This window comes from Yoonia sp. F2084L (genome assembly GCF_023015625.1).
GTDB lineage: Bacteria > Pseudomonadota > Alphaproteobacteria > Rhodobacterales > Rhodobacteraceae > Yoonia.
Genome location: NZ_JALKAH010000001.1, coordinates 221,063 through 233,191, shown reverse-complemented (window position 1 = coordinate 233,191; position 12,129 = coordinate 221,063). Strand labels below are relative to the sequence as shown.

The 12,129-nt window shown below is 59.8% G+C and carries 9 protein-coding genes; all 9 read left to right on the top strand.

The genetic code is table 11. The annotated features are described in order from the left end of the window. The first annotated feature begins 37 nt into the window (after window positions 1–37). From MWU60_RS01055 to tssM, 9 genes are read left to right on the top strand one after another with little or no spacing between them, the layout of a single operon-like run. Window positions 38–538: a type VI secretion system tube protein Hcp gene (locus tag MWU60_RS01055; RefSeq protein ID WP_247225192.1), complete on the top strand. Its 501-nt coding sequence runs from the start codon at window positions 38–40 to the stop codon at window positions 536–538. 3 nt (window positions 539–541) lie between these two features. Further along, entirely contained in the window at window positions 542–1,270 is a 729-nt protein-coding gene (gene tssE, locus MWU60_RS01050; protein WP_247225191.1) for a type VI secretion system baseplate subunit TssE, read from the top strand. Then, window positions 1,270–3,138: a type VI secretion system baseplate subunit TssF gene (gene tssF, locus MWU60_RS01045; protein ID WP_247225190.1), complete on the top strand. Its 1,869-nt coding sequence runs from the start codon at window positions 1,270–1,272 to the stop codon at window positions 3,136–3,138. Before tssE ends, tssF begins: the two co-directional genes overlap by 1 nt. Next, the gene (tssG, locus tag MWU60_RS01040) at window positions 3,102–4,130 is read left to right on the top strand and encodes a type VI secretion system baseplate subunit TssG (protein WP_247225189.1); all 1,029 of its coding nucleotides are present in this window, start codon (window positions 3,102–3,104) and stop codon (window positions 4,128–4,130) included. Before tssF ends, tssG begins: the two co-directional genes overlap by 37 nt. Continuing rightward, a complete protein-coding gene (tagH, locus tag MWU60_RS01035) occupies window positions 4,127–5,431 on the top strand; it encodes a type VI secretion system-associated FHA domain protein TagH (protein WP_247225188.1) in 1,305 nt (434 codons plus the stop codon). Before tssG ends, tagH begins: the two co-directional genes overlap by 4 nt. Next, entirely contained in the window at window positions 5,428–5,877 is a 450-nt protein-coding gene (tssJ, locus tag MWU60_RS01030) for a type VI secretion system lipoprotein TssJ (RefSeq protein WP_247225187.1), read from the top strand. The genes tagH and tssJ overlap by 4 nt, the downstream gene beginning before the upstream one ends. 20 nt (window positions 5,878–5,897) lie before the next feature. Further along, window positions 5,898–7,232 carry a type VI secretion system baseplate subunit TssK gene (tssK, locus tag MWU60_RS01025; protein WP_247225186.1) on the top strand — a complete coding sequence of 445 codons (1,335 nt, stop codon included), beginning with the start codon at window positions 5,898–5,900 and terminating at the stop codon, window positions 7,230–7,232. Then, the gene (gene icmH / locus MWU60_RS01020) at window positions 7,229–8,584 is read left to right on the top strand and encodes a type IVB secretion system protein IcmH/DotU (protein ID WP_247225185.1); all 1,356 of its coding nucleotides are present in this window, start codon (window positions 7,229–7,231) and stop codon (window positions 8,582–8,584) included. Before tssK ends, icmH begins: the two co-directional genes overlap by 4 nt. Window positions 8,585–8,587: 3 nt before the next feature. Further along, a complete protein-coding gene (gene tssM, locus MWU60_RS01015; RefSeq protein ID WP_247225184.1) occupies window positions 8,588–12,127 on the top strand; it encodes a type VI secretion system membrane subunit TssM in 3,540 nt (1,179 codons plus the stop codon). Window positions 12,128–12,129: the final 2 nt, after the last annotated feature.

The following is a 12,129-nucleotide window of genomic DNA, read 5'->3' as shown; positions in this document are numbered from 1 at the left end:
CTTTTGCCACCTTAAATTGAACTGAAAGGACATTGAAATGCCACTGACAGGCTATCTAAAAATTGACGATATCCCCGGCGAATCCAAACGTGCGGATCACGAGGGTGAAATTGATGTGCATGACATTCATTGGAATATCTCGCAGGGCAGTTCTTCAGCGCGCGGCAGCGGGAGAACCCAGTCACGAGCGCAGGTGTCATCGTTGACTTGTTACAAGGAAGTCGATGCCTCATCGCCTTATCTTGCTCTTGCATGCATGCAGGGCAAATCGATTCCGGAGGCGACGTTGGCGCTACGCAAGGACTCTGGAGACGCGCATCTGGATTATCTCACGATTAAGATGACCAACTGCATTGTCACGACGTATGAGATGCTGAATGACGACGCAGACCAAAGTGAGGATTCAGACAGCGACGTCGTGACAGAACGTCTGGCGCTATCGTTTGAATCCGTCAACATGGTCTACACTGTTCAGGCCGATGATCACTCCGCCGGAGACGAGCACGAGATCGAATTCGATATCGTCGCCGGGGTCTAACGCATGAATCAAGGCGTAGGATCGGGCACCGTGCCTGTTGCCCGAAGCGAGGCAATACAGCCGTCGTTTTGGGACCGTCTGGTGAACGATCTGCCCGGTCTTGAGGCTGAGATCGAAAGCCAGCACCGCCAACTTGTCAAAGAGCTGGGCGGTGCTGACAAACTGGGGGCCCTGCTGGATGATGGCGGGCGGGCGGCCTCGGCTGATACAACGCTGAGCGAGGATACCAAACGGCAGCTTTATCTGCTGAAGACCAACATGCAGCGCCGCAGCGCGCTTGAGGCCAGTGGCATCACTGTAACCCGCGATGTGCTGCGCGAGGCCGTGCGCCGCGACATCGAAACCCTGTTCAATATCGAAAGGATGGAAGCCAATACGCTGATGACCGATCAAGAGGCCCTGATGATCGAAACACCTGCCAGCCTGCTGGCGGATTTTCCACATGTGCGCCGCAGTGTGATCAACTATGGCGTGCCTTCCTTTGCCGGGCGCAGCGGATCCGATTTTGACAAAACCGCCCTCGCCCGCGATCTGCGCGAGGTATTGACGATTTTTGAGCCGCGACTGAAATCCAACACCATCAAGGTCAACATTGATCTGAACGACAAGACCGGCATGAAAATCACCGTCGATGCCACGCTGATGCTCTCGCCGACGCCTGAGCGGCTGAAACTATCGACCACGATAGATCTTGATAATGGCGCCGCCGCCACCGTGTTGGAAGATGACTGATGGATCGCACCTTTCTGCATTATTACGAAGGCGAACTGGAACACATTCGTGACATGGCCACCGATTTTGCGGCCCTGCATCCCGGTGTGGCGCGCAACCTGTCACTCGACACCACCCCCTGCCCCGATCCATATGTCGAACGCTTGCTGGAAGGTGTCGCCTATTTGGCGGCACGCACCCGGCTCAAGGTCGATGCCGAAAGCAGCCGTCATGTGCGCAACCTGCTTGATGCGCTTTACCCTGATATGGTGGCGCCTGCCCCCGCGATGTCGCTGGCCCAGCTGGAACCCGGCGACCAGGTAGAAGGGATGGTCAGCGGCTTTACTGTGGACCGCGGCACGCGGATGATCTCGGGGCTGCGCGATGGGCTGACCACGCGGGCCACCTATACCACCGCACAGGATGTGCAGCTTTGGCCGATCAAGATTGCCGTCGCCGATTATCTGCAAGACATTGGCGCGTTGCGGGCCGCTGGTCTACCCGACGGGGTGGGCGACAGACCTGCTGCTGGTATTCGGTTGACCTTGAAAAGCGCGGGACCAACGCCGCTGAACACACTGAAACTCGACACGCTTGATCTTTACTTGGGTCAAAAGGCGCGAGGCGGGCAGCTATTTGACGCGATCCACGGGCATGGCACTGCCGTGATGGCGCGCAGTGGCGACGCCCCATTCCAGCGCCTTGGCAATCACAGCATGGTTGGTATCGCCCCCGATGAAACGCTCTTGCCGCAGGTCCGCCCGGCCTTTCAAGGATATGGCCTGATCCGCGAATACTTCCTGATGCCAGAGCGGTTCCACTATATGCGCCTGCATGATCTGCAACAGGTGGTACCGGACGCCAGCGATAGCGTCGAAGTCCTGATCCTGCTGGATGAGACCCAGCCAGACCTTGCCGATCTTTCCGCCGCCGATTTTCAGCTTTTCGTGACGCCGATTGTGAACCTCTTTGAGCGTGAGTGTAACGTCGTCGATCTTGATCCGGGCCGCGCAGCACATGTTGTTCACCCGGACCGAACCCGGCCTCTGGATTACGAGGTGTTTCGTTTGCTGCGGGTCGAAGACATCGAAAACGATGGCCCGCAGGCGCAGATCCCTTCCATCTTTGCAGCCCAAGGCAGCCATGCCAGCAGGATATCCTACAGCGTTGAACGGCAGGCCCGCCACCCCGGCGAAGATGAGGTCCGCCGTGGCCAGATGCGCACCAGCTATGCTGGTGACAATGTCTTTATCGCCCTCAGCCATGATGGCTCAAAACGCAGTGGCCCGCCGGTGCGCCGGCTGGATATCCGAGCGCTTTGCACCAATCGCGATCTGGCTATACTTGATGACACGCCAGTTCTGACGCTGGACTCCGGTGCGCCTGTCGGCACGATCACCCTGTTGCAGGCCATCAAGCGGCCCCGCAGCAGTTTGCAGGCAGTCCTGCCCGCCACGGGTGCCGATGATGCAAGGCGCGATGAACTGGCATGGCGCTGGATCAGCCAGCTGTCGCTCAACCAACTGTCGCTTGCCGAACAAGGCACCGATGCCGCTCCGCTGCGCACGCTTTTGGCGCTTTATGCAGACCGCGGCGATCCCGCATTGACCCGCCATGCGCAGGCCCTGCGCGGCGTCAGTTCAGGCCCCGTCTTTGAACGCTTGCCTATCAAAGGGCCTATCTGTTTCGGGCATGGCACCGGGATCACGCTGGACATCGACGAAAGCGTACTGAGCGGTCACAGCCAGCTGTTGATGTCGGCTCTGCTGGCACAGCTTTTGCGCCGTCAAGCAGCGATCAATGCGGTCGTGCGCATCAAGACCAGGCTCACCGGATCACAACAGGAGGTGACATGGCCGTTAACGCTCGGCAATCGCGCGATGATCTGACTGCGCTGAGCCAACACGCAGGACGTTCGGATTTCTTCGCGCTCTTGCGCGCGATAGAGGATGTCGATGGTCGTCGTTTTGGACGCGAGGGCGGCCCCGGTGACGAACCAGCGCGCCTCGGCCAGCACGTGCGGCTGTCGTTTGCCACCACGGATGTGGCTGACATGACAACCGGTCCACAGACCAAAGTTGCCATCAATGTGCTGGGGCTTTTGGGGCCCGAAGGACCAATGCCGCTTTACCTGACCCGCTGGGTCATGGCGCGACTGTCGAACCGTTGGTTTGCCGGTGATACTGATGGCGTCACCTCGGATACCGCGTTCAAGGACTTTGCCGATGTGCTGCAACATCGCTTAATCGCACTATATTGGCGCGCCTGGGCCGACGCCCGGGCCGAAATTCACGTCAGTCACAAAGGTGGCGGACCCAGCATGGCGATCCTGAACAGCCTTGCCGGGCTTGGCATGGAGGGCACCAGCGCCCCGCCCCATGACACTGCCAAACTGCGCCACGCCACGACACTGGCCCAGCACATCAATAGCCCGGAGCGGCTAACAAGCTATCTGACAGATGCCATCGGTGTGCCAGTCGCTTTGCAGCAATTCGTGGGCCATTGGGATGACATCCCCCAACCGCTCCAATCGCGTCTTGGTATGGCTTACAGCGGTTTGGGCGAAAGCGCTGTCGTCGGCGCACGCAGCTTTTCGCGCCAGAACCGCGCCGAGCTTCGGCTAGGTCCACTGACCCACACGCAGTTTCTAGCGCTGCTGGATGACCCCGACACACGCGATAAACTGCATCATGCGATCCTCTTTGCGGCGGGGCATGACATTTCGTTCCGTATACGTCTGGTGTTGGCCGCATCCGAGGTTCCTGCCGCCCGATTGGGCGACTGCCGGCTGGGGGCGACTACATGGATCCAACCCAAACGCGACCGCGATGCCGATGATCTGACGCTGGCCGATGCCGCAGACAAAAAGGCCGCTGCATGACACAGGCACAGCTTATCCTTGAAACCACACCAGGACCGCAAACGCGGATGAGCTACGCGCTCAGCACCAATAGCGTCGTGATCGGACGAGGTGAGGACGCGGATTGGCAGTTGGACGATCCTGATATGTATCTCAGCCGCAAACACTGTGTGATTGCGCTGACCGACGGGCAACTGACGGCAACAGATACCAGCCGAGGCGGCACATTTGTGGATGGTGCTGAACAGCCGCTTGGCACGGGCAATGTTGTCGTGCTGACTGATGGGATGCGGCTACGCATGGGCGACTTCGTCTTTCGCGTGGATCTGGCCGCGCAGGACAGCGCGAAACAGCCGTCGGGCCAATTAAACGCAAGCTTCACCTTTGCCGCCGCGCCAACCCCGGCGTCAGAACCTGCGCAGGCAGAGCGCCCGGAGACGCTGCCGCCGCCCTTTGATCCTTTTGCCGAAAGCACAGCCAAACAGGCCGCCGCTGCACAAGACAACACGCCGCCCAAACCGCTGGATATGGATGATCCGTTTGGGCTTGATCTGCCGCCGCCGCAGGATGACACGCCCACCCCATCCGGCAATCGGTTCTTTGACGCACCTATTGCTGCACCTTTGCAACCCGAGGCACCAGCCCGCGAACCGGCACCAGTGCCGCAGGCAACCGCGCCGCCGCCACCTCCACCCCCACCTCAAGCTTCAACTAAAAATGACACGGCCCTGCGCGCTGCGCTCCTGCGCGCTGCGCTCCTGCGCGGTATGGGCGTTGACCCAGACCACATGCAAACCGATGATCCTGAGGCCCAGATGGAGGCCATCGGCACCCAGTACCGCTATCTGGTCGAAGGTGTCATGCATCTTTTGCGCGCGCGGGCTTCGGAAAAACAACAGGTACGCGTGGCGCAAACGCTGATTTCCAGCGCGGATGTGAACCCATTGAAATTCTTGGCCACCGCAGATGACGCAATCGCGATGATGCTGGACAACAACCGGCCCGGTTATCTTGATGGTCCGGCAGCCATCAATGGGGCCTACCGCGATTTGGCCGACCATCAGGTGCGCACATGGAAAGCGCTGCAATCGGCGCTGCGACGGATGATCGACCAGTTTGATCCCAAACAGATCGAGACTGAATTGGCAGATAGCGGCATGATCGAGGCGCTTTTGGCCGGGGGGCGCAGCGCGCAACTCTGGAGTGCCTATGAAGAGCGGTATCAGGACATCGCCCGCGCTGCTGAAGAGCGGTTTCTGGGTGAAGTCGGCGAGAATTTTCGCGACGCCTATGAAGGCAATAATGAGGAGAAACACGGATGATTATCACACGGCGTACACTCATCATCGCAGGGATCAGTACAGCGGGTCTTGCCGCCTGCGGCGCAGAACAGCCCGGCACAATCAGCGTATCCGCCAGCATGGCCGCAGGGGCCAACCCCGGACCGGACGGGGCCGACAGGCCTCTGACAGTCACCCTGCTGGAACTCAACGCCACCGATGCCTTTGACGGGGCCGATGTGCTATCATTGCAGGACCCTGAAACGGCCCTTGGGGCCACCTTGCTGCGCAGCGATCAACTGGTGCTGTCCCCCGGTGGCAGTGGCACGCTGGATATCCCTGTCGTGGCCGGGGCCACAGCGCTTGGGATTGTAGCCGGTTTCCGTGATGCCAGCGGCAAGATCTTCCGCACAACCACGGCCCTGCCCGCCTCGGGTGACGTATCTGTTAACATCATGGTCAGTTCCGCTGGATTGTCCGTTTCATAAGTAAAAAAGGCCTGCACCACATGAGTGACGCAAATAAAGTTGTCTGGTCCGAAGGGTTGTTCCTGCGCCCGCAACACCTGCAACAACAAGACCGCCATACCGATGCCCTCGTCCGTGGGGCGATGCTGGCCGCGTCACATCAAAATTTTGGCTTTCGCCATCTCGCGCTGGATGAGGCAGCCATTCAGGCCGGACAGATCGGACTGACTGCGGCGCAAGGCATCTTTCCCGATGGAACATCATTCACGCTGCCGGACATGACAACCGGTTTGAAGGCGGCAGCCGTCACAGCCAGCACGAATGCGGGGCTTGTGATGTTGGGTATTCCGGCCACACAAGCGGGTACATCCACAATCGACCCCGAAAGCAGTGGCCCCGCCGGTGCCCGCTATCTGGGCCAGATCGCCACCGTCCGCGACACAATCAAAGGCGGTGCTGACCCTGCCGAGATTGAAGTCGCACGCCTTGCCCCCCGGCTGTTCCTGCCTGACGTTGCGACAGACGGCTATAGCTGCATGCCCATTGCACGCATCAACGGGTTGCATGCCGATGGATCAGTGGCCCTTGATGCCGCGTTCTTACCACCTGCGCTGGTGACGGCTGCTAGCCCTTGGTACGCCACCTTTTTGCAAGAGGTGTTGACCGGGCTGGATCGGATCAGGCAGGCGCATGGCGATATCGTGATGCGCGGTGCCGGTGCGTCGGTCGAGAACCTCTTGATCCTTGAGCTTGCCAATACTGCCCATCCGCGCATTGCCCATATGATGACACAGGATGTGTTCCACCCGTCTGAGCTATTCTTTGAACTCGCAGGACTAGCCGGGCGCATGGCAACCTTTGGCAGCTCTTCGCGGCGCATGTCTGAATTACCGGCCTATGCCCATGATGACCCGCAGGCGGGCTTTGCCGCCATCGCAGATACACTGCGGTCGCTGATCCTGTCCTTGCGACATGTTGAGGTCAAAAGCCAAACGCTTCAGGTGGCCAACCACGCCGAAAATGTCTGGACGGTACGCATCGACAACGCAGATATCATCAACAACAGCCGCATCGTGCTGCGTGTGGGCGGCGAGATGTCGGAAGAAATGCTGCGCAAGATTTTTGTTGAGCAGGCCACGATTGGATCTGCAGATGAATTCGATGCTTTGTGGAAATCCAAGCTGACGGGCATCCCGTTGAAGCCACTGCATTCGCAACCACGCGAAATCCCCTACGATGGGGACAGGCTGTGCCTCGAACTGGATCGCAATTCAGACCATTGGGCGAAACTGGCCGATGCGCCCGGATTTGTGATCGGCGTTGCAGGCAAGTTGGACAAGCCGCCGCTGATTGATTGCTACGCGGTGAAACGATGACAAAAGACGACCCCTTTGGTCTGGAAACAGACGCCGGGCGAACCCGGATCAGGCCAGCCAAGGCCGCCGCTCGTGCACCCACGCCGCAAGCACAGGCGCGGACAGCGCAAATGGCTGATACCTCGGCGCGGATGCGCCAGTCGCGGGCAAGTGACAACCCGCTAATCGGGGCGTTTTCGCTGCTTTTGGGGCTCGCCCCCGAACTGGAAACCGCCACCGCTGTTGAGGACCCCGAAACACTGCGCGCGCGCCTTTTGGACAATGTGACATACGCCCGCGACCGGGCAGTTTCATCTGGCGTCGCCTTGTCACGCGCCGATCAGGCAGGCTGGTTTGTCGCCGCGCTTTTGGACGATATCGCGCTGAACACGCCGTGGGGCGGACAATCGTCCTGGCCGCGCCAACCGCTGACGGCCACACTTTACGGCGATGTTGATGCTGGCGAACGTTTCTTTGCCCGCACGGATGAGTTGCTGCGCTTTCCCGACCGGGACCGCGATATGCTGGAACTGGTGTTTATGTGCCTCTCGTTTGGTTTTCGCGGCATGCACCGCGTCACCGGGAGCCGTGGCGAGAGTGAGCTGACAAGCCTGCGCGCGCAGATGGCCCGTCATCTGCGCGATGCAGAAGCCGACGACAAACCGCTTTCGCCGCATTGGAAAGGCGTGGATGCGCCAGAGGAAAAACAGGCCTTTGCCGTTCCGCATTGGGCCATTGTGATCATCGCAGCCGTACTGATACTAGGCATTTATGTGGGGCTTTCGATGCGGCTGACCGGTCAGTCAGAACGGCTTTATGCGCTGGCAAGTGTCCTGCCCCCACCGGAACGCGCCGATATCTTTCGCCCGGTACGCGACACCGAGCCTGTGCCTGAAATCGTACTGGAAACCGTATCACTTGAGATGCTGCCGCTTTTTGCAGAAGCGGCCCCGCCCGAGGATCTGCCCGCCTTGACAGGGCGAGAGGATGTTTCGCTTGTTGTCATCGCAGTTCAGGCAACCGACCCAGAGGTCTTCCGTTCAGCACAGGCAGATGTGAACGAAGAGTACCTTGATCTGATCGCCGCAATGGCACGGGTGATCATCGAAAACGGCGAATTCATTGGCGGTGTGTCGGTGATCGGGCATACCGATAGTGTCCCCGTCCAGCGCAGTAATCCCTTTGCCACCAATCAGGGGCTCAGCGAGGCGCGCGCGCAGACAATTGCCGATCTGCTGATCGCATCCGGGGTCGCGGCGGATCTGGTCACCGCATCCGGCAAGGCCGCGACTGAACCCATCGGCGACAATACTACTCGTGAAGGCCGGGCGCGCAATCGCCGGGTCGAAATCATCATCGCCAAAAAGGTCTGATCCATGCGCATTGTCAAAGCCATCTTCGGTCTTTTGTTTTCCAGACTGCTTTGGACGCTGATCGGGATTACGCTGATCTGTCTGGTGATCTGGTTCTATGGTGCACTGCTGCAATTTGGCACGGTCGTGCCGTTGGCCACCCCCATCGCCCGCATCATCCTGATCGGGCTGATCGTGATCGCATGGTTGGTGTCGGTCCTGCTGCGGCAATTGCGTGCAGCACGCGCGAACCGCATGTTCGTCACCGAACTGGCAGGTCCCGCAGAGCCGCCCCCCGCCGCCCCGGGCGAAGAGAACGTCGCAGAGGTGCATGAGAAATTCCAAGGCGTGCTGGAGCAGATGAAACGCTCAAAGCTGGGTGGGCGGAAATTTGTCCGCGACATGCCTTGGTATGCCATTGTGGGGCCTCCGGGAACCGGCAAAACCACCGCCCTGCGCCAGTCCGGTCTACATTTCCCGGTTGATCTGACGGATGATCTGAAAGGGATCGGCGGGACGCGCAACTGCGACTGGTTCTTTACCGAAGATGTGGTTCTGATCGACACTGCCGGACGGTATGTCGAACAAAAGAGCGACCCGGATGTCGATTCAACCGAATGGTTCGGGTTTCTGAGACTTCTGAAAAAGCACCGGGGACGGCGTGCACTCAACGGTGTGATCCTGACACTTTCAGTGAATGAACTGACCGAGAGCGAGGCGGAGTTGCGCGAAAACGGACGCCAAATCCGCAAACGCCTGACCGAGCTGCGCCAAGAACTTGGGATCGACCTGCCGGTGTATCTGCTGATTACGAAGGCCGACCTGATTGTGGGGTTCGAGGCGTTTTTCAACGATCTATCGACCCGCGAACGCGAACAAGTGTGGGGAGCGACCTTGCCCGTGGGCGCACGCATAGATGGCGACATTGTTGAGCAAGAAATGAAGGCCCTGCTGGCCACGCTTGAACACCGCACGACCAACCGGGTCGCCGATGATATCCCTGTTGCGGATCGCGCAGCGGCGTTCCGCTTTCCGGCCCAGCTTGACGCGCTGACCCGCCCGCTGAAGCAGTTAATCGAAACCGTCTTTGGCGAAAGCCGCTTTGACGATCCCGCACGTCTGCGCGGGTTCTATTTCACCTCTGCCACGCAAGAAGGTTCGCCTGTCGATGTACTGGTAGGCAGTGTAGCTGCTAACTTTGGCCTGCCCCAACCAACGCTCAGTGCACGGCACTTTGGCGATAAACGGTCATTCTTCCTGCGCAACCTGCTGACCGATCTGATCTTTCCAGAAGCAGGGCTTGGCACGTTTGATGCCAAATCAGAAGAGCGGCGGCGCTGGATTTGGCGTGGGACCCTGGCGGCGGCTTGCGTAGCAACGGTTGTCGCAGGGGGCGTCTTTCTGGGCTCCTACATCCAGCAAGGCCGCGCCATTGCGGCCTATGGTGATACGCTCACGGGGCTGACTGCGCGCCTGTCAAACGTGGCCTCTCGTCAGGCACCAACCGACCCGCTTGACCTGCCCTTGGCGTTGGATGCGATGGGCGAGGTCTCGCGCGCCAGTGCGGGCGAGCCTTCGGGGTTCCTTGCCGCCATAGGCCCCACTGCCAGCGCAGAACGGATGCACGCCCAGACTATCGCGTATGAACGCGGCCTTGATCATATCCTGCGGCCCCGCATGGTCGCACTGCTTGAGGCGACGATGTGGCGGCGCATCCGCGATCCCGAATACTTGCTGGGTGCGCTCAAGACCTATCAGATGATGACCGGGCTAGCCCCCTTTGACGATGCGTTCGTTACGGGTTGGTGGCAGGATCAACTACCGCTTTACGCACCGATTGATCCGTTTCCCGACGCGGAAGCACGCGACTATCAGATCGAGGCGATCAACGTCATGGCGCTGTCGACGGATTGGCCGGAACCCGACCCTGTTCTGGTGACAGCCGCACTTGAAAGCGTCTGTTCGATCCCAATCAGCGTGCGGGCCTATCGCGCGCTGCTCAGCGATCCGGCTGTAACGGCGTTGCCCGAATGGACCCCTGCGGCCCATGTCGGACCTAACGGGGCTGAGACTTTTACCCGCTTGTCGGACAAGACCCTGCGCGTGGGCTTGCCGGGTGCCTTTACCTATGCCGGTTTTCACCAAACCGTCGCACCGCGCATTGGCAGCGTCGCGGTGCAAGCCGCCGTGGATCGCACTGTCTTTGCTGGCGGTTGTGCGGAAAGCGCGGATGCCTCGCAAACCAGTATCGAAGCGGATATCATCAAGCTTTATTATGACGAATTCATCGCACAATGGGACAGCCTGCTGCGTGATATCCGCATTGCCCCGATCACCGATCTGCAAACAGCCAGCCGAAACCTGCGTGATCTGTCATCAGCGGATTCCTCGCTCCAGCGGCTGCTCACAGCTGTCGTGGCTGAAACTGATCTGGCTCGCCCAACGCAAGGCGAAATGGCACAGGATGCTGCGACAGAAACAGTCCTTGCCGCTGCCCAGCGCCGCCTCGCAGGCCTAACGCGGCTTGGCAAAAATACCGGCCTCTCTGGCCAATTGGGCGGCGAACGCGCAGTTGAGGCACTGAGCGGCGCGCGCGTCTCAGAACATTTCAAGCCTTTGCGTGCCGCGATTGCAGAAGTGGATGGGCAACCCCCGCTACTGACCGACACGACCGCCGCATTGGTCGCCTTGTCAAACGAGTTGCAGGTCGTTTCTGCAAGCCCGAACCCCCAAGCGGCACTCCTGTCATCTGGTGGGCTTCCAGTTCTGACCGGAGCCATCGCCAACGAAGCTGCGATCCTGCCTGACCCTATTGACGACTGGATCACCGGCATCGCTGGCGACACCACTGCGGTGACCCGTGACGCCATCGTCGCACAGCTGAATGCCAAATGGCGCGCCGACGTACTGCCCTTCTGCACCTCGGCCACGCAGGGGCGGTATCCTTTTGACCAATCCAGCAGGATCGACGTGAATATCCTCGATTTTTCCCGCCTCTTTGGAGCGGGCGGCATGATCGACAGCTTCATCGAAAACAGCCTCGTGCAATATGTGAACACCGATACCCGACCCTGGTCCTGGCGTGCCGATTTCGGATTGGCACCCGAGGCGCTGGCGCCCTTTGAGAACGCGCGCGCGATCCGCAACGCGCTTTTCCCTGGCGGCGCGGGGCCAGTTATCGGGTTCATTCTGGTGCCAGACGACCTGAGCCCCAATGCATCGCGTGTAACTTTGAATGTTGACGGCCAGACACTCAGCTACTTCCACGCCAACGCCGCAGCACAGCCGATGACATGGCCCGGACCCAACGGCACAAACATGATTTCGCTCTCGTTCGTCCCGCTTGAAGGCGGGCCAGAGGCCATCCGGACCGTGACTGGCTCATGGGCCATTCTGCGGCTGATCGGTGACGGACAATTGACACCGACGGCCCTGCCAGAGGTCTTTGGCTTGCGTCTTGGCGGCGGCGGTTACAGCGCCAGTTTCCAGCTACAGGCCAACAGCGTGGTCAATCCCTTTGATCTACAAATCTTTTCCGGCTTTCGTTGCGCACAGGGCTTTTAGCC

Bases quoted from the DNA above. Each gene is read 5' to 3' on its own strand.
- tssK (WP_247225186.1), top strand. From the start codon at position 5,898: ATGAGTGACGCAAATAAAGTTGTCTGGTCCGAAGGGTTGTTCCTGCGC.
- tagH (WP_247225188.1), top strand. From the start codon at position 4,127: ATGACACAGGCACAGCTTATCCTTGAAACCACACCAGGACCGCAAACG.
- tssM (WP_247225184.1), top strand. From the start codon at position 8,588: ATGCGCATTGTCAAAGCCATCTTCGGTCTTTTGTTTTCCAGACTGCTT.
- icmH (WP_247225185.1), top strand. From the start codon at position 7,229: ATGACAAAAGACGACCCCTTTGGTCTGGAAACAGACGCCGGGCGAACC.
- tssG (WP_247225189.1), top strand. From the start codon at position 3,102: ATGGCCGTTAACGCTCGGCAATCGCGCGATGATCTGACTGCGCTGAGC.
- tssF (WP_247225190.1), top strand. From the start codon at position 1,270: ATGGATCGCACCTTTCTGCATTATTACGAAGGCGAACTGGAACACATT.
- tssJ (WP_247225187.1), top strand. From the start codon at position 5,428: ATGATTATCACACGGCGTACACTCATCATCGCAGGGATCAGTACAGCG.
- MWU60_RS01055 (WP_247225192.1), top strand. From the start codon at position 38: ATGCCACTGACAGGCTATCTAAAAATTGACGATATCCCCGGCGAATCC.
- tssE (WP_247225191.1), top strand. From the start codon at position 542: ATGAATCAAGGCGTAGGATCGGGCACCGTGCCTGTTGCCCGAAGCGAG.